Consider the following 20,469-nt stretch of genomic DNA (forward strand, 5'->3'; position numbering starts at 1 on the left):
TCAGGCGGCGATCAGCGCGATCAGGCCCGCGAGCGATCCGGCGAACACGACGGCGGATGCGGCACCGACGATCGTGAGGCGGGTGCGCAGGGCGCGCCGGCGCGCGAGGCGTGCGGCGAGGCCGCCGTCCCCGACGGCCGCCTCGGGCGCCGGCACGGTGGACAGTGGGAGCGCCGCGGCGACGCGGGGCGCGCGGATCGCGTAGCGCTCGATCGCCGGGGCGGTGTCGAGGTCGGCCGCGGGGGCGTACGTCGCCGCGGTGGCGGTGGTGCGTCCCCGCGGAGAGAGCGCCGTGCCGTCGTCGGGGGCATCCGCATCCGCCGGGCGTGCCCGTCGGTCGCGCTCGTCGGCGGCGGGGCGTTTGGTCAGACGGGTGGCGTCGGCCGGTGCCTCCGTGGGAGGACCACCGGCGGCGGGCCGCGCGGCACGGTCGCGGCGTGTCAGCCGCGTCTCGTCGGACGGCGCCGGTGTGCGCCGCCGCAGCAGCGTCCGCTCCTCCGGGGCGGCGACCTCCTCCGGCGCATCCGCGTCGGGTGCGGCGGCCTCGCGCGCGACGATCCGGGTGCTGTCGTCGGGGTCGGCCGGCGGCGCGACGTCGGCGGGCGCCGGCGCGCGCCGGACGAGCTGGGTGGCGTCCTCGACCTCGGCGCCGGTATCGGCGACCGGCGCCGACGCTGCGGGCGCACGCCGCACGAGCTGGGTGGCGTCGTCGGGGGCGTCGGCGGGAGGCTCCTCCGCCGGCGTCGGCGCGGGGCGCCGCACGAGCTGGGTCGCGTCCTCCGCCTCGCCGGTGTCGTCGAGGCTCGGCGCGGGCGCGGGCGCGGGCGCCGGCGCCGCACGTCGCACGAGCTGGGTCGCGTCGTCGATGGGGGCGGCCGCATCCGGGTGCTGCGGCGGGACGGGCGGAGCGGGCGCGGGATCGGGCGTGCTGCGGATGCGGCGGCGGACCAGCTGGGTGCCGTCGTCCGCGGGATCGTCGCGCGCGGTGATGCGGGTGCGTTCGTCGTCGTCGTTCACGCGTCCCCCACGAAACGGATGCGGGCGCCGCCCGCGAGCTCGACGCTCGCTCCCTCGCGGACCTCGGCGGGACGGTCGGCGACGAGCAGTCGGGCCACTCCGTCGGCGTCGATCAGGGCGGTTCCGCCCGGGGTGGCGAGGTCTTCGATCTGCACGCGGGTGCCGTCGGACCAGATGCGCACATGGCTGCGCGAGATGTCGCGCGGCGCCCGCGAGAGCGGCACCAGTGTGGGGATCTCGGCGCCGTCGACGCGCTCCGATCGCGGGCCGCGGCCGATGAGCAGCGTGCCGCGGATGGGGATGCGCTCGCCGTCGGGCAGCACGATGGCGTGGGGCGGGCGCGGGGTGCGCGGAGCCGGCACCGGAGCGAGAGCGGGAGCGGCGACGGGCGCCGGGGGAGCGAACGGCGCCGCCGGGGCGGGTGCCGGGGCGGCGGCGGGCGCCGGGACAGGAGCGGGAGCCGCGGCGGGCGCCGGGACGGCAGCGACGGCGGGGGTCGGAACCGGTGCGGTGGCGGGTGCTGCGGTCATCAACGCGTCCAGATTCCCGGCCGCGGTCGCCGCGGGGACGGGCGGGAGCGGCGGGCGGGGCGGGATGACCGGCACGACGCGCGCGATGGCGGGCGTGTGCCGCAGCACCACGCCGTCCGCCGTCGTCGGGCCCGGCACGACGGGACGCTCGGGGGTGGTGCCGAGATCCAGCAGGCGGGGTTCCGCGTCCGGGGCGCCGGCCCAGGCGCGGGTGACGCCGTCGGCCTCGACCTCGCGCCAGGTGTGCGCGCCGACGCCGTCGAGTCGCCAGACCCGCCGCGTGCGGTCTTCGAAACGCAGCACGAAGTCACCGCGGACGAAGGCCGTGAGGCGTTCGTCCACGAGGGCGACGACGGCGAACGCGGGAACGGCGGCGACGCCGTCGGCGAGGAGCGCGTCGAGCACATCGGCGGGGCCCGGCGTCTCGCGGGCGACGGCCAGCACACGTCGCGCGGCGGCGACCGGGGAGTCGCCGCCGATGATGACGGCCAGCGCGTCGGTGGCGATCGCCGGGAAGCCGCCGTCGAACCATGTCCGCTCAGTCATGGCGCACGCGCTGTCGTCGCGAGGTGATCGTGTCGACGTCGATCGTCTGCACGGCGCCGCGCTCGCTCGTGGCGAAGCCTCCGGTCACGTCGTCCGCGCGCGGGGTGAGCCCGCCCGAGCGGACGTCCACGACGACGGCGGTGATGTTGTCGCGGCCGCCGCGCGCCAGCGCCTGGTCGACGAGGGCGTGCGAGGTCTGCTCGGGCGAGCCGCCCAGCGATAGTCCCGCGCGGAGCGCTTCGTCGCTGAGGTCGTTCGACAACCCGTCCGTGCACAGCAGGAGGCGCTCGCCGGTCACGATGGGGGCCAGCCAGTAGTCCGCGGGGCTCGCGCTGTCGCCGACCGCGCGGGTGATGACGTTGCGGCCCGGGTAGGTGGCCATCTCGCTGCGCGAGATGCGCCCTGCATCCACGAGCTCCTGGACGACGGAGTGGTCGACGGTCAGCTGCTCGAGCGTGGAGCCCACGAGCCGGTACACGCGGGAGTCCCCGATGTTGACGACCAGCCAGCTGGACGTGCCGTTCTGCACGACGGCGACGATGGCGGACAGCGTCGAACCCGCGCCGCGGGCGTGCGTGCTGCCGATGGCGGCGACGGCGGCGTGCGCGGCCTCGACCGCGGCGACGACCTCCTCGGGGTGCACGTCGTTGCGGCCGACCAGCGGGCGGAAGGCCTCGACGACCGCGGCGCTGGCGAGTTCCCCTGCCTCATGCCCGCCCATGCCGTCGGCGACCAGGAACACCGGATGCTGCGCGAGCACGGCATCCTCGTTGAGCTCGCGCACCCGACCCACGTCGCTGCGGGCTCCGGCGATCACACCGACTCCGCTCATGAGCGTCCTCCTCGCACGCGTGCCGCCGTTTCGCGCAGGCCTCGTCCGAACGAGCGTAGCGACAGGCGGGCCTTCCAGCGTGCCCACCACCCCAGCGTGCCGTCGAATCGTTCGCGTTCCGCGTCGATCAACGACCAGAACGCGGTGCTCTCGGCCTCGGTCGGCTCGGACGGGCCGAACACCGAGCGGTCCGCGATCGCCGCCAGCGTTCCGCCGGCCTCCTGCGGGGCGGCGCCGAACGCTGTCGCGGTCTCGGAGCGCGTCGCCGTGCGCGGCACGCGGTACCCGCGGTCGACGGCCGTGTCGAGGTACTCCTCCCAGCCGCCGACGACCCGGTCGACGGGATCGGGGGAGTTGCGACGCGAACGGCGGCGGAAGAGCTTCGCCAGGAGGATGGCGATGGCGGGCACCGACAGCACCAGCAGGGCGAACAGCACGATTCCCGAGATGCGCAGCGTCGTCCACAGCCAGCTGAGGTCGGCGGGCGTGTCGGGCTCCTCCTCGTCGGGCGCGGCGGAATCGGCCGGATCGGCCTCGGGGGGCAGCACCGTGTCGGCCTGCTCGGGCTCGACCTCGGTCATGTTCTGCGGGTCGCGACGCTGCTGGATGTCGGGCGAGAGGGCGACGTCGTGCTGGGGCGTCGTGTCGATCGCCGTCCAGGTGCCGTCGATGTCCTGCACCTCGATCCACGCCGACAGGTCGCCGCCCGTGCAGGCGCCGTCGTCGCAGACCGTCAGGCCCTCCTCGGGGCTGGTCAGACGCGCCCCCAGCACGACGCGGGAGGGGAACCCGAGGCGGTCGGCGATCATCGCACCGGCCACCGCGAACTGCTCGTCGTCGCCGGCGGCGGCCACGAGCAGGGAGTCGTCGTCACCGCCGGTCTCGTTCTGCTTGTCGAGCAGCTGGGTGAAGAGCGTGCCGATGCGGTCGGTCGAGTGCCCGGCCCGGCTGGGCTCGAACGTGTACTCGCCGAGCTCCGACATCCAGGTCGGGGGTGCCGCCGGGTCGACGGTCAACGCGTGGCTGAGGAGCCCTCGCGCCCGGAGGCGGGAGATGAGCTCGGACAGGCCGGCACCGCCGCTCGGGGCGTCCTGCGCCTCGATCCACGCGCCGAGGCTCTCGGGGATGTAGGCCGGGTCGATGCCGGTGTCGCGCTGCGCGGGCGTGAGCGTCGCCGGATCGCGGACGAGATCGCCCACCGCGCCGATCTGCGTGTACGCCACGCCGTCGGTCAGTCCGGGGGAGGCGAGCTCCACGCCCATCCCGGCCGGGGCGTTGTAGAAGAAGCCGTCGGCGAGGGCGGCGCGCGCGCTGCCCTCGAAGTCGATCGCGACGAGCTCGCCGGTGGTGGGCACCCAGATGCCCTCGTAGGCGCCGATCGTGATCTCGGCCTGCACCTCGCGGCCGGTGTCGACCCGCAGCGCCGACGGCACGCGGGTGTAGGCGGTCGCGTCGGCCGCCGTGCCGGTGGGGTCGGTGGCGCGCATGACACGGCCGTCGAAGTAGCCGAGCGTCGCGAGACGCACGCGGTCGACGGCCTCGTCGGTGGCGACCGTGAACAGCACCTCGTCGTAACGGTCGTCGGTGAACGCGTTGCGGTAGTCGGCGAGGGGGCTGAGGGTCTCCCGCACCTTGACCTCGGGGTCGACGGCGGTGCGCAGCACATCGCGGGGGGAGCCGGCGACGGCCCACGGTGCGACGGCCAGACCCGCGATCAGGCCGATCGCCAGCATGCCCGCCGAGAGGGCGATGCGCGTGCCGAGCGTGCGGTTCGCGCGACCGGCCCCGTGCGCCCCGGTGGCACGTCGGGCCGCACGAAGCGCCGCGCGTCGCGCGTGGATGCTGCGCCACACGTACCAGGCGAAGCCCGCCAGGAGCGCCGTTAGGCCGACGACGGCCTCCCAGACGCCCGAGAGCTCCCAGGGGCCGAGCCGCCAGGTGCCGATGACGGCGCTCGAGCCGAACACGACGCCGAACACGGTGACCACCAGCGCCGTCGGGCCCGCCAGCACCCACAGGCGGGTCGCGCGCAGCGCCAGCGTGTGGGCGAGGACGCCGAGCACGAGCAGGAGGAAGAAGAAGGGGGCGAGCGAGGCCTGGTAGATGCCGAGGGGCAGCTCGAGCGTCAGCAGGTTCTTCCAGCCGGTGACCGGGGCGGTGACGACGCCGAGGACGCCGCCCAGGATCGTCGCCGGGTCGGTGATCATGGTGGGCGCCGCCAGCGGCACACCCGCCACGAGGTAGGCGGCCGCGGTGACGAGGGCGATGATCCACCACGACCAGCGGCGAAGGGTGCCGACGAGCCCGATCGCGGTGGCGAGGAGGATCGCGGCGGCGCTCGTGAGCACGTACCAGGGGGACTCGTACACCGCCCACGCGGACGCCGCGCCGACCACCAGGAGGGCGTCGATGAAGAGCAGGTTGCCGACGAGGAACGACAGGTCGCGGTCGGCGCGCGCCGTGCGGCGCGGGCGCGTGGCGGGGGCGGCGGGGGCGCTCACGACTTCGCGCTCCGGGCCAGGATCTGCCGCAGGTCCTCGAGCAGGCCGATCGTGACGAAGGCGGCGTCGGCGATCGAGCGGTAGCCGGGCTCGGACGTCGGGTCGCAGATCAGGGCGGCGACGCCCACATCCGAGGGGAAGGCGAGCGCCGCGTGCTGGAGCGTGCGCACGGTGGGGGTCGATCCGCACACGAGGAACCCGATCGACACATCGCGGTGGCTCTCGACGGCGAGGCTCGCGACGTCGTGCAGGGGGCTGATGCGCTCGGCCTTCTCGAGACCGGAGAGGTCGTCGAGCAGCGTCCGGGCGGTGATGGTGGTGAGATCCCGCGAGGTGCGCACGGCCTTGCGTGCGAACTCGGGCACCTCGCCGCCCACGACGATCGACACGTCGCGGCCGTCGCGGATGCCGCGCACGCCCAGCGAGGCGGCGGCGCTGACGGCGAGCTCGAACTCGTCGTCGTCCGCGTACTCGTCCGCGCCGCAGGCCAGCACGATGACCATGCGCGAGCGCCGGGTCTCCTCGTACTGGCGCACCATCAGGGTGCCCGTCTTCGCGGTCGACTTCCAGTGGATCTGGCGCTGCGAGTCGCCGGGGGCGTACTCCCGCAGCGCGTGGAACGAGATGTCGGCGTCGACGATGAGCGAGGAGGGGTTGCCCTCGAGGTCCTTCACGAATCCGGTCGCGGTGCTCGGAACGGACGTCGTCACGGGGTGCACGTACAGCGTGTGGACGTCCTGCCAGGTGACCTCGCGGCGGAGGATCCCCAGCGGGTCGCCGCGCACCGAACGGGCGGGGCCCACATCCAGCACGCCGCGGCGCATCGCCGGGATGGAGAGGGTCTCGTCGTACGTGCCGCCCTTGCGCAGCAGCGGCACCGCCACATCCACGAGTCCGACGCCCACGGGCACGTCGACGCGTCCGGGCAAGGCGACGCCGTTGCCGACGTTGACGACGCGCAGCTCGGCGTCGACCTGGCTGCCCGCGACGACCCGGTCGTGCGCGAGGCTGAGGCTGACGTCGTACGCGCGGGCGCTGAAGAGGAACGGCACCGCGCACAGCAGCAGCACGGCCGACACAGCCCCCGCGATGACGAACTCGAGCCAGCCGAACGTCAGCCCGAGCCCGAGGCCGAGCACGGTCGCCCCGATCAGCAGCCAGCCCGCGGCGGTGACGGTCTCGCCGACGGCTTCGGCCGCGCGCGAGAGAGCGCGCCGTACGCGCCGCCAGAACTTGATGCCGCCCACGACGATGACCGTCGTCTGGCGCGATGTGTCGTACCGCGTCCGAGTGGAGGTCGACGTGGACGTCGACGTCGACGAGACGCGGGTCAGACGGGACTGGGTGTCGGTCACACGGCCTCGCGCTGGCTCGGGGGAGCGACGTCGAGCATGACCTGGCCGATGACGGCGTTCGCGGTGACGCCGTCGAACTCGGCCTCGGGATCGAGGATCAGGCGGTGCGCGAGCACCGGCTCGGCCAGCGCCTTCACGTCATCCGGCGTGACGTACCCGCGGCCATGGGCGAGCGCCCAGGTGCGTGCAGCGCGGGTGAGAGCCAGGGCGCCGCGGACGCTGACGCCCAGACGCACCTGCGCGGCCGCGCGGGTGGCCTCGATGACGCGCGCGATGTAGTCGAGCACGAGCGGGTTCAGGTAGGCGTCCTGGGCGATCTGCGACAGGGTGACCACGGCCTCGGGCGTGATCACGGGGTTGACGTCGCGCTTGCCCGCGGCGCTGCCCTCGAGGATCCGCACGGTGGCGGCGTGGTCGGGGTAGCCGAGCGAGGTCTTCATGAGGAAGCGGTCGAGCTGCGCCTCGGGGAGCCGGTAGGTGCCCGCCTGCTCGACCGGGTTCTGGGTCGCGACGACGAGGAAGGGGGCGCCGACCTTGCGGGAGACGCCGTCGACGGTGACCTGGCCCTCCTCCATCACCTCGAGAAGTGCCGACTGCGTCTTGGGGCTGGCGCGGTTGATCTCGTCGGCGAGCACGATGTTGGCGAAGATCGGCCCGGAGTGGAAGTCGAACTCGCCGCGCTTCTGGTCGTACACCGTGATGCCGGTCACGTCGCCCGGCAGGAGGTCCGGGGTGAACTGGATGCGGGAGCTCGTGCCCTGCACGGTCTGGCTCATCGCCCGCGCGAGAGAGGTCTTGCCGGTGCCGGGGAAGTCCTCCAGCAGCAGGTGGCCCTGGGCGACCATCGCGGTGAAGGCCAACTCGATCACGTGACGCTTACCCAGCACCACCTGCTCGACGTTCTCGACGAGCGACGCGAACGTCTCCTGGAACCAGGAGGTCTGTTCGGGAGTGACGGTCATGCGTTCATCCTTAGGGGGTCGTCGGCGGGGTGGTCGGGGTGGGTTCGGGTTCCGGTGCGACGCTGCCGGAGCAGCCGCGGAACTCGGCGGGGAACGTCAGGGTGCCGTACTGCGCGGCCGGGTCGTTCCAGGTGTAGACGAGCGTCGCCGTCGCGCGCGAGGTGCCGTTGGGGACCTTGAGCGGGTTGTTCGGGTCGGGGTCCAGCTCGGAGGCGAAGATGCCGCCGAGGATCCCCTCGCTGAAGTAGCGCGGCGCGGGATCCGTCGTCTTGATGGCGAGGCTGCCCAGGCCCCCGGGGTTCTGGTTGATGGCGGCCTGCAGGTTGGAGCCCACGACGCACGCGGTGAGGCGCGGATCGTTCAGCTCCACCTGCTTGGCGCGGGCGGGGTCGGCCGCGGCGATCCGCACGCCGTCGCCGCAGCGCGACATCTCGGAGCCTCGGACGCAGAACTTCACCTGCATGTTGCCCTCGGCGCCGATGACGGGCTGCTGCCACTGGGTCGAGTCGCCCTGGTGGCCGTAGAAGACCGCCTCGTAGCCGCGGGGCGCGTCGACCGACGGGGCGCGGCGCACCAGGTAGGTGCCGTTGCCGTTGCCCTGGCCGTTCGGGATCTCGTACACCGGGCCCGACGGAACCGGGGCCGCGCCCTGGTTCCATGCCCACCCGTTGGCGGTGCCGGTCTTGGCGGCGCCGAATCCGTTGCTCACGCACGCGCCGACCGTGTACTGCTCGTTCTCCTCGAGGCCCGAGATCGTGCGCGACGGGGACACCTGGCCGCCGCGGACGCGCAGGCCCGAGCCGTCCGGGCCGACGTCGCATGAGAAGTCGCCGCCGGCGCGCACCGCCACGTAGACGACCTCGTTCGGCCGGGAGCTGCCGTTGCGGTCGAGCGGCGCCTCGGAGAGGGTCAGCGAGGTCTGGGCTTCGCGCTCCACCGCGACGTTGCCGGTGCGGGGGAGGCCGGCGACGGTGACGGCGGCGTTGCCGGACGAGCCGACCGAGCCGCTGCCGTCCGGGGCGGCGTTGTTGCTCGTCGGCGTGACCGTGATGTTGGCCGAGCCCACGGGCAGCGTGACGTCGACCTCGGTCACGTTGGTGCGCGTGGCCGGCACCGGGCCGGAGGCGCCCGTCACCTCGTAGGAGCGCACCTCGGGGTCCGCGTTCTCGATGCGGATATGCACGACGCCCGTGTCGTTGGTCGTACGGCCGGGCTGGTAGACCGGCTCCGCGACGACGCGGCCGACGGTCGGCGACCGGTAGGCCCAGGCGCGCACCTGCACGCCGGTGCGGGAGTCGCCGACGCTGTTGAAGGCGCGCGCCTCGTACTGGCGCTGGTCGCCGTTCGCGGCGACGCTGAACGGCTCGCACGCGCCGTTGGGGGCGCACGTGGTGACCTGCTGCGCGCCCTGGAAGACGCGGAAGCCCTGGAGTGCCGGGTAGGCGTTCGACGCGGTGCCCGGGTCGACGCGCAGCGTGATGGAACGGTCGCCGAAGGCGGTCTGGGTCACGGCGTTCGGGGTCTTCGGGTAGCCCTGCAGATCGAGGGTCACCTGACCGTTGCGGTCGCCTCCCGACTGCCGGCCCTGTGCGTCCTCGACCGTGAATCCCACCGTGCAGCGGGTGCCGTCGGCATCCGGCGACCAGCTGGCCTGGATGGCGGTGCTGCTGGCCACCGCGAACGAGATGCCGGTGCAGGTGCTCGCGCCGACGGACACGAGCGTCAGGGGGGTGCCCGGCAGCGGGTTGATCTCGCCGCCGGCGCCGATGACGTTGATCGCGCAGCTGGTGCCCGCCGACTGCGAGCACTGCTGCGTGAGCGTGGCGCCCTTCGGGAGCGTGGAGGGCGCGGGACCGACGGTCAGGGCGAGGGTCGCCGGGCGCGCGTCGCGGTGGCTCGGCAGGGTGACGGTTGCCGGTTCCTGCCGACCGGGGCGGGCGGCGTCGCGCGCGGTCACGGTGACCTGGTTGCCGGCCTGCTCGACGGTGAACTGGTCGCCGGCGTAGCCGACCGCGTACTGGAGGGCTGCCCAGTCCTCGGTCCCGGCCCACGTCGTCATGTCGGTGAGGGTGTAGGTCTGCGACGAGCCGGGGCTCACCGTCAGCGAGGCGGGACGCAGCTCGGGCTGCGGGTCCTCGGCGATGATCTCGATGCGGACGGTCAGGAACGTGTAGTCCTCCTGGCCGACCAGGCGCACCGGGATCGTGCAGCTGTCGGTCCAGGGTGCTCCCGCGCCGGCGGTGTAGCGCACCGTGTTGCCCGTGGTGGCCTCGCACCGCGCCTCGGGGCGTGCGCCGCCCACGGTCACCCGTGACGGGTCGATCTCGATGTCGGCGCGCGGCGGCAGCGCGACCGCGCGGTCGAGGTCGATGTCGACCGTGGCACGCTCGTCGACCTGTGCGGAGGCGGCGGAGCCGCGGAGCGTCAGCTGCAGATCGTTCGTTCCTGGCACCCGCAGGAACCCGTAGGAGACGACCTCGCTGCCGTCGAAGGCGGTGCCCGCGACCTGGAAGGGGATGAGCAGCGTCTCGTCCGGGATGGCCCCGGCGATGCTGCGGCCCTCCACGCGGATACCGGGGTGCTCGCCCCAGAGCGTCAGGTCGAGGTCGGCGGCGTCTCCCGCGCTCCACGACACCTTGCCCGAGAGCACGTCGACCCCGGTCGGGAAGTCCTCGCGCGTCTCGACCGTGAGCGTCGTGTCCCGGACGGTCGGGTAGTCGGGCACGGGGTCGCGGACGACCTTCAGCACGATCAGCCCGATCGCGGTGTCGCCGGTGGCGTTTCGCACCGTGTAGGCGAACGAGTACGTGCCCAGCTGCGTGCCGACCTTGAGGCGCACCTCGCCGTCCTCGAGCCCGCCGAGCATCGTCTCCATCGCGCGGTACTCGACGGATCCGGTCTCGGCGTTGGGGCGCACGTCGATGACCTCGAGGTTGCTGCCGGAGGGATCGATGTCGTTGTCGGCGGGGCGCACCACCGCTTCCGCCTCGTCGCCGGCCTGCGCCTGGAGGTAGTCGCTGTACGTGACGGGGCTCGGGTTCGACTCGGCGTCGAGCACGCCCACGCGCACCTCGGCGACGCCCGTCGCCCCCTGCGCGTCGCGCACCTGATAGGTGAAGCCGACCTGACCGCTGTCGCCCGGCGCGCTCGAGTACAGGATCGCGTCGCCCTCGGCGGAGATCGTCGCCGACCCGCGCTCCGGCTGCGCCACGATGCGGTCGAGGGCCACCGCATCCCCGTCGGGGTCCACGGCGAAGCGGTCGAACGGGATCGACACGGTCGCGCCGCTGAGCACACGCCCGACGAGCGTGCGCGGCACGGGGGCGGCGTTCGCGTCGCCCGGCACGACGGTGATCGTCACCCGCGCGGTGTCGGTCATGTCGGGGAAGCCCATGCGGTAGATCGAGTACCCGACCGTGTACGTGCCGGGCTCCGTGGGCGCGAGGTAGCGCACGAGCCGGCCCGTCGCGAAGGCGAGGCCCGCGCCGGACTCGTTCGTGATCGTCTCGGCGTCGATCGAGAAGAGCGCGCCCGCGGGGGCGGTGTCGTTCTCGAGCACCGGGATGTCGATCTGGGAGCCCGCACGCACGGTCACCGCGTCGTCGACGGCGATGGGCGGCTCGGCGGTGGCCGCGGGCAGGAGGACGACCGTGACCTCGCCCGTCGTGGTCGTGTACCCGTTGCCCGTGCCGTCCGAGACCGTGTAGGTCACCAGGCCCAGCACGCCCGGCTGGCCGTTGTCGGTCGCACCCGCCACGCGCAGCATGTTCTGGCCCACCAGGTCGACGCCGAGCGTCGCCACCGCGTCCGGGGTCGTGCGGATGTCGCTGGCGAGCAGGACGAGGCCCGCGGGGTTCGCGACGGGCGAGATGACATCGATCGTGGCGTCCTCGCCGGGGCGGACGAACGCCGTCAGGGGAGGGGTGGAGATCTGGGTCTGAGCCGGGTCGACGAGGGTGATGCGCGCCGTGCCCGTCGCCTCGGCGATGTCGTCGGCGACGACGTACTGCACGAGGTACGAGCCCGGATTGGCGGCCGTGAAGACGAACGTGCCCGCGACGCTGTTCACGGTGATGTCGCCGGCGCCGTCGGTGATGGCCGTCGCGGAGCGCACCGAGAGGCCGCCGTTGAGGCCGGTGACATGCGGGCGCAGGTCGACCGTGGTGGGCGTGCCGGCCGTGCCGATGGCGGCGAAGGACTCCGCTGTCAGCTGCGGGCTCGGCGTCACACCGATCTCGAGCGACTTCTCGGCGGACTGTCCGCGCGCGTCGGTGACGGTCACGAGGATCGGGATGCTCTGCGCCTCGGCCTGGTTGGGGTTCGGGTGCTGGAACGTGATCGTGCCCTGCGGGTCGAGCGCCGTCGAGCCGATGCCGCTCTGGTTCACCGCCGACGAGATGTAGAGCGGGTCGCCGTCCGGGTCCACCCAGCCCTCGAGCACGTTGACCGACACCGTGCCGCCCGGCACGACCTGCGGGTTCGGCCACGTCGACAGGCAGCCCTCGACGCCGCACCAGACCGGTGCGCTGTTCTGGTCGTCGCCGGCGACGGTGAGGGTCACGGTGGCGGGCTCCGAGGTGAGGCCGTCCGTCGTGGTGCCGTCGGTGACGCGGTAGCGGAAGGAGGCCGAGCCGGAGGCGTCCGGCGAGACCCGCACGACGAGCTCCTGCTGCTCGTTCGTCGCGATCACGGTGCCGAAGGCGGGATCGAGTCCCTCGACGGATGCCGCGACGATGCTGAGGACGTCCTCGTTGGGGTCGTGGTCGTTCAGCAGGACCGGCAGGACGACGCTGCGCCCCGCGCGGACGCCGAAGGCGTCGTCCACGGCGATCGGGGGCTTCGGGTCGATGACGCGCTCCGCCTCGACGTCCTCCTGTTGGACGCTGGGCTGCTCCTGGTCGGGGTCCCACTGCTGCGACGACGCGACCAGCCGGCCGTCGGGCAGGGTCCACACCCAGCCGGAGCGGGTCTCGTTGAGGATCATCCGCGATCCGTTGCTGATGAACTCCGGGGCAACCTCGTCGCCGAGCTGACCGCCGCCGTAGTCGAGGTCGGAGGTGCCGTCCGCGCTGGAGAAGAGCGTGCCGGTCGTGCCGCCGTCGGGCAGCCACGCGCCGTAGACGACGCCGTCCACCTCGGCGGGGGCGGCCGGCGTGCCCTGGGCGGCGTCGACGAGACGATCCGGTCCCGAGCCGTCCCGCGGCACCGCGACGAGCCCCGTCGCATCGGCGATGTACACGAGCTCGTCCGACGAGGTGGTGCGCTGCAGGACGCCGCCGATGGTGCCGCTGTCGAGCGGTTCGCCGCGTCCCCGCACCCACAGCTGGCCGGATTCGGGGTCGAGCAGCGCCCACGAGGTGCCGGCGGCTGTCAGCGAGGCGCCCTCCTCGGGCCCGTCGGCGACGTCGTCGGATCCGGTGACGCGGCCGGTGCCGGCGTCGGCGCGGATGACGCGGCCCTCGGCGGAGGAGTAGGCGTAGACCGTGCCGTCGGCGCCCACGGCGGCCGAGTCCGCCACGAAGGTGCGGCGTTCCTCGCCCTCGGGGACCTCGTCGTCGGCGTAGGGGTCGATCGGGATGGTGGTCGTCGTGCCGGTCAGGGAGCCGGCGAACAGCCCGCCGTTGTCGGTGCGGTACACGACGACGTCGCCGGAGGAGAGAACGTCGACGGTTCCGGGCGGGGTGGTCTCGAAGGCGTCCTCGGCGTCGGCGTCGAGATCGGCGGGCAGCGCCATGTCGACGTCGGCGAAGCGGGTGTCGCCCTCGGCGTACACGAACAGCCGGGACTCGGTCTGCACGATGCCGCTCGGGTTCTCGACCTGCTTGACGGTGTCGAGCTCGCCGACCGTGGTGTTGACCCGCGCGTAGCGGCGGCCCTCGCCCGCCTGGATCGCCCAGACGGTGCCGTCGTCCGGCGGGGTCTGCTGCGCGTCGAAGCCCGGCCACACCACGGCGAGCGTGGCGGTGACGGCGACGACCGCGGTGACGGCGCCGCCGATGATCCACCGGCGACGGGTCACCGGCGAGCTCTCCTCCCGACGGGCCATGTCAGCTGCCTCCCACGACGAACACGGTGATCGCCACGGCCGCGGCGATCAGGACGACCGCGCCGACGGCGATCGCCGCGATGACGCCGGCCGACAGGCCGCGTCGTCGCGGCTCCGATCCTGCCAGGATCGTGCCCTCGTCCGGGCGGCGTCCGCCGCGGTCGCGGGCACGCTCGGGGCGGCGGGACTCGTAGGCGACGCTGGGCCGCACCGGCCCGCGCGCGCGGTCGTCGGCGAAATCGACCGGTGCTCCCGCGGACGCCCACTCGTCGACCGCGACCTCCATCGGTGTGTGCGGCAGGCCCAGCTCGTGCTGCACCAGCTGCAGCTCGTAGGCGAACTGCGCGGCCGAGGGGTGCCGGGCGGCGGGCTCGCGCTGCATCGACCGCGACAGCACCGCCTCGAGGCTCGCCGGCACGTCGGGGCGACCGATCGGGGTGTACACCGCGCGACGGATGCGGGCCTTCAGCTGATCGCGGCTGTTCTGGCCGGAGCCGGGACGCTCGAACGGGCTCCGGCCCGCGAGCAGCGAGTACAGGGTGGCGCCCAGCGCCCACACCTCGGCGGGCACCGAGCCGGCGATGCGCTCGTCGACGATCTCGGGCGCGCTCCAGGGCACCGACATCGCGAAGATCTCCTCCTCGCCGCGTCCGCCCACGGCGGTCGCGATGCCGAAGTCCGACAGCACCGGGGCGCCGAAGGCGGTCACGAGCAGGTTCGACGGCTTGATGTCGCGGTGCAGCAGCCCGGAGCGGTGCGCGGTCTCGAGCGCCGACGCGATGCGGATGCCGGCCTGCAGCACCTCGGCGATCGGGATCTCCTCGCGCCGGTAGCGGGAGCCGAGGGAGCCGGGGCAGTACTCCATGACGAGATAGGGGCGCCCGTCGGACGAGATGCTCGCCTGGTAGATCGTGAGGATCGAGGGGTGGGCGCTCAGGCGGGCCATGACGTCGGCCTCGGCGTTGAACATCCGCAGCAGACCGTCGTCGACGAGATCTTCGAGCAGCACCTTGACCGCGACGGGACGGCGGGGCATGTCCTGCTCGAAGAGGAACACATCGGCGAAGCCGCCCGTTCCGAGCGGTCGCACGTACGTGAAACCGGGGAGAACCGGCGGTGCGGCGGGCAGTCTCTGCGCCACACCGTCCCCCTTTCCCCGCAAGCCGACAGCGCGAATCCCCCGAGCCGTGCGGGGGACAGTCGATCTTTCCTATCACAGCGGCGGGTCGGTGCTGTGACGGGCGATCTACGCTTGACACATGACGTCCGATCTGACGGAGTCCGCGAGCCCTTATCTGCGCGCGCATGCCGGGCAGCCGGTGGCCTGGTACGCCTGGGGAGAAGAGGCCTTCGCCGAGGCCCGCCGGCGCGACGTCCCGGTCATGGTGTCGATCGGTTACGCCACCTGTCACTGGTGCCACGTGATGTCGGCGGAGTCCTTCTCCGACCCCGCGACCGGAGGGCTGCTCAACGACACGCTCGTCGCGATCAAGGTGGATCGCGAGGAGCATCCCGAGGTGGACGCCGTCTTCCTCTCCGCGGCAGCCGCCTTCACCCCGCATCTCGGATGGCCGCTCACCGTGTTCACGACCCCGGCGGGACAGCCGTTCTTCGCGGGCACCTACTGGCCCCGCGAGGCCCGCGGCGGGATGCCGGCCTTCGCGGATGTGGTGCGTGCCGTGCAGGAGGCGTGGCTTGAACGCCGCGAGGCGGTGCTCGAGACCGCCTTCTCCCTGCAGGGCGCGCTCCGCGCCGCCGCGGACAGCGCCGCCGCCACGGGCGAGATCACCCCGCCGGTGCGGGAAGACCTGACCCGCCGCATCCTCGCCCGGGAGGATCCCGTCCACGGCGGTTTCGCCGCCGCGGATGCGGACGCGCACACCCCCAAGTTCCCCACGGTGCCCGTGCTGCGCTTCCTGCAGTCCGCCGCGCTCGCGGACACGCTGCCGGAGGCGTCCGCCTTCGTCGCGCGGACGGTCGAGGTGATGGCCGCTTCACCGCTCCGCGACGAGGACGGCGGGTTCTTCCGGTACGCGACGCGCCGCGACTGGTCGGAGCCGCACTACGAGCGCATGCTCACCGACAACGCCGGGCTGCTGCTGGTGGCCCTCGATGCCGGTCGGCGCGACGTCGCCGAGGGCGTCGCCCGCTTCCTCCTCGACGCGTTGCTGCTGGACTCCGGCGGTTTCGCCGCCGCGCAGGACTCCGAGTCGGTGATCGACGGCGCGCGCAGCGAGGGCGGTTACTACCGTCGCCCGCTCGCCGGCCGCAGCACGCTGGCGGCACCGTCCGTCGACGCGAAGCTGGTCACCGCGTGGAACGGGCTCGCCGTCGAGGCGCTCGCCACGGCGGGTGCGCGCCTCGGCCGCCCCGACCTCGTCGCGGCGGCCGCCCGCGCGGCCGATGCCGTGGCGGAGGCCAACACGGCCCCCGACGGGACTCTCCGGCGCGGGTCGCTCGATGAGATCACCTCGTCTGCGCCCGCCGTGCTGGAGGACTACGGCGGATACGCCGGCGGCCTGCTGGCGCTCGCCGCCGCGACGGGGGAGCACGCCTACGCCGTCGAGGCGCGTCGGCTCATCGACCTGTGCCTGGACGAGACCGGCGCCGTACGGGTGCCGGGCGGGCGCGATCCTGTCCTGGCGCGTCTGGGCGCACCGGAGGTCGACGACGCCGACACCGACCGTCCCTCGGGGCAGGCGGCGTTCGCCGCGGCGGCGCTGACGCTGTGGGAGCTCGGCGCCGGTGAGCGCTACCGCGGCGTGGCGGAGCGGCTCGTGGCGGCGCGCGCGCCGCGCGCCGCCGCCGAGCCGTTCGCGCACGGTGCGATCCTCGCCGTCTCGGCGCGGCTGTCGCGTCCACCCCGTCAGATCGTCGTCATCGCCCCATCGGCCGACGATCCGCTCGTCCGCGCGGCGCAGGAGCGCGGAGCCGACACCGTCGTGCGCGTCACCGCGACGGATGCCGATGCGTGGGCGGCGGCTGGATTCTCGCTGTTCGAGGGGCGGACGAGCCCCGACGGGCGGCCGACGGCCTACGTCTGCGAGGGCTTCGTCTGCCTGCTGCCGGTGCACGACCCCGCGGCGCTGGCGATTTCTCCGCGCTGACCACGCCCAACCCCGCCTATCATCGAATCCATGCCCGATGTGATCGACCCGAACAGCGGCTACTGGTACGCCGACGACGAGGATGCCCGTCGCCGTCGCGCGGTGGAGCTGCTGCAGGCGTTCCGGGTCTACCGTGCCGCGGAGGTCGCGATGCGTCGTCGCACCCGCGACGCCATGTCGATGGGCGAGAACGATCTGCTCGTGCTCCGCTACCTGCTGAAGGCGCGTCAGCGCGAGACGCAGGTCTCGCCCGGCGAGCTGGCCCGCTACCTCGGGGTGTCGACCGCCTCCATGACCGCGATCATCGATCGCCTCGAGAAGTCGGGTCACGTGCGGCGCGAACGTCACGCCACCGATCGGCGCAGCCTCTACGTCGTGCCCACCGCCGACACCGACGACGAGGTGCGCAAGACCCTCGGCGACATGCACGACCGCATGCTCGACGCGGTCATCGACATGACGCCGGAGGAGAGCTCCGTCGTCATCGAGTGCCTCGGCCGGCTGCAGAGCGCCGTCGATCAGGTCGACGCGCACGCCGACGCCTCCTGAGCCCCTCGACCGCCCCGCCGAGATCGTTAGGCCGGTTGATCGTTCGGGCGCGATTTAGCTGCATCGCCTAACGACCGCCGATCCCGGCCCGGAATCGGCGCGACGGTGTGACGATGGGCACATGACCCTTTCGTCGATGCCTGCCACCGGCGATCAGGACCGCCCTCACGTCATCGACGGCTGGGAGCTCACCTCCTACGCCGGCGTCGTCTCGCGGCTGCAGGCGCGCTACCCGGCGATGCGGACGTCCGAGATCGAGGCGATCGTGGTGCGCGAGCACGACGCGTTCACCGGCGGACGCCCGATCGTGGTGCCGGTCGACGTCGAACGCGGCGCCGAGGAGATCCTGGCCTGGGAGGCCGAGGGCTCGGCGCTCTGACGCCCGATGCGCGGTGGCCCGCCGCGCACGCTCACACCCAGGTGGGCAGCCAGTTGTGCAGGCGCCAGAACTCGTACGGCACCGGCATCGCCGTCCACACGGGGTACCAGAACACCGACAGCAGCGTCGCGACGACGACGAAGATCAGCACGACGCGCTGTCCCGCCAGTCGCTTGTCGGGCTGGGTCGAGCCGGCGATGCGGCGGGCGGCGAGCGCGATCGCGATCACGAGGAACGGCATCATCGCCACCGTGTAGAACTGGAAGATCGTGCGGTCGGGGTACAGCAGCCACGGCGCGTAGGTCGCCGCGATGCCGGTGAGCACGAACGCCGCCTGCGCATCGCGCACACGGACGAACAGCACCAGCAGCAGCACGGCGGCCGCGATCCCCGCCCACCAGATGAGCGGATTGGGGATCGACGAGACGGCCTCGACGGTGTCGCCGGACTGCGACCAGTGCATGGATGTGGGGCGCACGAGCAGAGGCCACTGCCACGCGTCGCTCTGGTAGCCGTGCGGCGTCGAGAGGCCGACGTGGAACGCGTAGATCGACTCGTGGAACCGCCACAGGGCGCGGAGCGGCTCGGGCACCCACGCCCACGGTCCGTCCGCCTCCTGACCGGCGGCGCTCTGACGTTCGTAGCCGCCGGAGGTGACGAGCCAGCCCGTCCAGGAGGCGAGGTAGGTGACGACGGCGACCGGCACGAGCAGCACGAAGGAGACGACCCCTTGGCGCACCGCATCCACGGGCCAGTAGGCGACCCCCAGGCGGCGGCGGGCCAGGGCGTCGGTGACGACGACGTAGAGGCCGAAGGCGGCCAGCACGTACAGTCCCGACCATTTCACGGCGGTGGCGGCGCCGAAGGCGACGCCCGCCGCGATGAGCCACGGCCGGTTCCAGAGGACGGGCCCCCACGCGATGCGGGGGTCGTCGTGGTTCTCGAGCCGGGTGCGCAACCGGTCGAGGTGGCGCCGTCGGTCGAGCAGCACGAACCAGCATCCGAGCAGGACGAAGAACGTGAGGATGCCGTCGAGCAGCGCGACGCGGCTGAGCACGATCGAGAGTCCGTCGATCGCGAGCAGGAATCCGGCGAGCGCGGCGACCGGGGTGGACGAGGTGAGGGTCTTCGCGATGAGGTACACCAGCAGCACGCTGAGCGTGCCGCAGAGCGCGACGGCGGCGCGCCAGCCGAACGCGCTGTCGGCGCCGAACACCCACATGCCGAGACCGATGAGCCACTTTCCCAGCGGCGGGTGCACCGAGAAGCTGCCGGCGGTCAGGCTGTCGGGCACCGTCCCGGAACCGAACGCGTCATCCGCGCCGTCCGGCCAGTTCGCGGTGTAGCCCAGGAGCCACTGCGACCACGCGTCCTTCACGTAGTAGGTCTCGTCGAACACGATCGTCGACGGATGCCCGAGGCCGACGAACCGCAGCAGAGCCGCCAGCACCGTGAGCGCGACCGGCGTCCAGACGTCGAGCCGCCGGGCCAGCAGGGGAGTGGTGCGCACCCGCCCCATCCAGCGGTCGTAGCGGGACGGACGCGGCGCGGGCAGCAGCGGCGGCGCGGCGGTCGAAGTCACGGAGGCCAGCTTATGCTGGGGCCGTGATCATCCTCGCGGCGACCCCGATCGGCAATCTGGGGGACGCGACCCGTCGGCTGGTCGAGGCGCTGGAAGCGGCGACGGTGATCGCCGCCGAAGACACCCGCACCACGCAGCGGCTGCTCGCCGCTCTCGGCGTGACGAATCGTCCCCAGCTGGTGGCGCTGCACGATCACAACGAGAAGCAGCGCGCCGGCGAGCTGGCCACCCGCGCGCAGACCGAGGACGTGCTCGTGCTGAGCGACGCCGGCATGCCGACCGTCAGCGATCCGGGGTACGGACTCGTCGCCGCGGCGGTGGCGCTGGGCGTCGACGTCACCGTGCTGCCGGGCCCGTCGGCCGTGCTGACCGCTCTCGCCGTGTCGGGGCTGCCGACCGACCGGTTCGCGTTCGAGGGCTTCCTTCCCCGCAAGGGCGGCGATCGCCGCAAGGCGCTGTCGCGTCTCGCCGGGGAAGAGCGCACGACCGTGTTCTTCGAGGCGCCGTCGCGCATCGCCGAGACCCTCGTCGACATGCGCGATGCGTTCGGGGCGGATCGGCGCGCCGCCGTCTGCCGCGAGCTCACGAAGCTGCACGAGGAGACCGCCCGCGGCACCCTCGCCGAGCTCGTCACGTGGGCGGCGGACGGGGTGCGCGGCGAGATCGTCGTCGTGGTCGGCGGGGCGGAACGTGCGCGGGTGGAGTTCCCCGACGCGGTGACCCAGGTGCTCGAGCAGGTGCGCGCCGGCACGCGGCTGAAGGATGCGGCGGGCGAGGTCGCCGCGGCGACCGGGCATTCCTCGCGCGAGCTCTACCAGGCCGCTCTCGCCGTCAAGGGCTGAGTCCCGCGCACGGGGTGCGTCCGGCATCCACCGTTCTCGGAGAACACGACGTTTCTCGGAGGGTGCGGCGGCGATCCTCCGAGAACGGCGCCATTCTCCGAGAACCGGGGGAGGCGCACCCCAGGGGTGGAGCGTCCCGCCCGCGCGTTCGGGCCGCGCGGGCGGGACGGGTCAGGCTCGGCGCGACCGCAGTCGGGGCGGGATCAGTGCCGTCGCGCCCA

13 protein-coding genes are annotated in these 20,469 nt (G+C 73.3%); 4 read left to right on the forward strand and 9 right to left on the reverse strand.

The window, feature by feature from the left end:
• From AB0N73_RS12580 to AB0N73_RS12615, 8 genes are read right to left on the reverse strand one after another with little or no spacing between them, the layout of a single operon-like run.
• Positions 1-1,017: a hypothetical protein gene (locus AB0N73_RS12580; RefSeq protein WP_363563945.1), complete on the reverse strand. Its 1,017-nt coding sequence runs from the start codon at positions 1,015-1,017 to the stop codon at positions 1-3.
• On the reverse strand, positions 1,014-2,093 hold the full coding sequence (locus tag AB0N73_RS12585) for an FHA domain-containing protein (protein WP_363563947.1): 1,080 nt from the start codon (positions 2,091-2,093) through the stop codon (positions 1,014-1,016). Before AB0N73_RS12585 ends, AB0N73_RS12580 begins: the two co-directional genes overlap by 4 nt.
• Complete coding sequence (locus AB0N73_RS12590) at positions 2,086-2,925, reverse strand: protein phosphatase 2C domain-containing protein (RefSeq protein WP_363563949.1); 840 nt, start codon at positions 2,923-2,925, stop codon at positions 2,086-2,088. The genes AB0N73_RS12585 and AB0N73_RS12590 overlap by 8 nt, the downstream gene beginning before the upstream one ends.
• Entirely contained in the window at positions 2,922-5,426 is a 2,505-nt protein-coding gene (locus AB0N73_RS12595; RefSeq protein ID WP_363563951.1) for a transglutaminase domain-containing protein, read from the reverse strand. The genes AB0N73_RS12590 and AB0N73_RS12595 overlap by 4 nt, the downstream gene beginning before the upstream one ends.
• Positions 5,423-6,781 carry a DUF58 domain-containing protein gene (locus AB0N73_RS12600; protein ID WP_363563953.1) on the reverse strand — a complete coding sequence of 453 codons (1,359 nt, stop codon included), beginning with the start codon at positions 6,779-6,781 and terminating at the stop codon, positions 5,423-5,425. Before AB0N73_RS12600 ends, AB0N73_RS12595 begins: the two co-directional genes overlap by 4 nt.
• On the reverse strand, positions 6,778-7,743 hold the full coding sequence (locus AB0N73_RS12605; RefSeq protein ID WP_363563955.1) for a MoxR family ATPase: 966 nt from the start codon (positions 7,741-7,743) through the stop codon (positions 6,778-6,780). The genes AB0N73_RS12600 and AB0N73_RS12605 overlap by 4 nt, the downstream gene beginning before the upstream one ends.
• A 10-nt stretch (positions 7,744-7,753) precedes the next feature.
• Complete coding sequence (locus AB0N73_RS12610) at positions 7,754-13,789, reverse strand: Ig-like domain-containing protein (RefSeq protein WP_363563957.1); 6,036 nt, start codon at positions 13,787-13,789, stop codon at positions 7,754-7,756.
• Position 13,790: 1 nt separating this feature from the next.
• Positions 13,791-14,930, reverse strand: coding sequence for a serine/threonine-protein kinase (locus AB0N73_RS12615; protein WP_363563959.1), 1,140 nt, complete (start codon positions 14,928-14,930; stop codon positions 13,791-13,793).
• A gap of 118 nt (positions 14,931-15,048) precedes the next feature.
• On the opposite strand from AB0N73_RS12615, the gene AB0N73_RS12620 reads away from it, so the two are divergent.
• From AB0N73_RS12620 to AB0N73_RS12630, 3 genes are all read left to right on the forward strand, one after another.
• Positions 15,049-16,896, forward strand: coding sequence for a DUF255 domain-containing protein (locus AB0N73_RS12620; protein ID WP_363563961.1), 1,848 nt, complete (start codon positions 15,049-15,051; stop codon positions 16,894-16,896).
• A gap of 30 nt (positions 16,897-16,926) precedes the next feature.
• Positions 16,927-17,445, forward strand: coding sequence for a MarR family transcriptional regulator (locus AB0N73_RS12625; RefSeq protein WP_363563963.1), 519 nt, complete (start codon positions 16,927-16,929; stop codon positions 17,443-17,445).
• 121 nt (positions 17,446-17,566) lie between these two features.
• Positions 17,567-17,824, forward strand: coding sequence for a three-helix bundle dimerization domain-containing protein (locus tag AB0N73_RS12630; protein WP_363563965.1), 258 nt, complete (start codon positions 17,567-17,569; stop codon positions 17,822-17,824).
• 31 nt (positions 17,825-17,855) lie between these two features.
• Here AB0N73_RS12630 and AB0N73_RS12635 read toward each other — a convergent pair whose 3' ends face one another.
• Positions 17,856-19,406, reverse strand: a complete 1,551-nt coding sequence (locus AB0N73_RS12635) for a phospholipid carrier-dependent glycosyltransferase (RefSeq protein ID WP_363563967.1) — start codon at positions 19,404-19,406, stop codon at positions 17,856-17,858.
• 23 nt (positions 19,407-19,429) lie between these two features.
• On the opposite strand from AB0N73_RS12635, the gene rsmI reads away from it, so the two are divergent.
• Positions 19,430-20,248, forward strand: coding sequence for a 16S rRNA (cytidine(1402)-2'-O)-methyltransferase (rsmI, locus tag AB0N73_RS12640; protein WP_363563969.1), 819 nt, complete (start codon positions 19,430-19,432; stop codon positions 20,246-20,248).
• Positions 20,249-20,469 lie beyond the last annotated feature (221 nt).

It is taken from the genome of Microbacterium sp. NPDC089189 (genome assembly GCF_040685095.1).
Taxonomy (GTDB): Bacteria; Actinomycetota; Actinomycetes; order Actinomycetales; family Microbacteriaceae; genus Microbacterium.

Excerpts from the sequence above, each read along its gene's own strand:
- AB0N73_RS12585 (WP_363563947.1), bottom strand. The coding sequence starts at position 2,093 with ATGACTGAGCGGACATGGTTCGACGGCGGCTTCCCGGCGATCGCCACC.
- AB0N73_RS12590 (WP_363563949.1), bottom strand. The coding sequence starts at position 2,925 with ATGAGCGGAGTCGGTGTGATCGCCGGAGCCCGCAGCGACGTGGGTCGG.
- AB0N73_RS12605 (WP_363563955.1), bottom strand. The coding sequence starts at position 7,743 with ATGACCGTCACTCCCGAACAGACCTCCTGGTTCCAGGAGACGTTCGCG.
- AB0N73_RS12610 (WP_363563957.1), bottom strand. The coding sequence starts at position 13,789 with ATGGCCCGTCGGGAGGAGAGCTCGCCGGTGACCCGTCGCCGGTGGATC.
- AB0N73_RS12620 (WP_363563961.1), top strand. The coding sequence starts at position 15,049 with ATGACGTCCGATCTGACGGAGTCCGCGAGCCCTTATCTGCGCGCGCAT.
- AB0N73_RS12625 (WP_363563963.1), top strand. The coding sequence starts at position 16,927 with ATGCCCGATGTGATCGACCCGAACAGCGGCTACTGGTACGCCGACGAC.
- AB0N73_RS12630 (WP_363563965.1), top strand. The coding sequence starts at position 17,567 with ATGACCCTTTCGTCGATGCCTGCCACCGGCGATCAGGACCGCCCTCAC.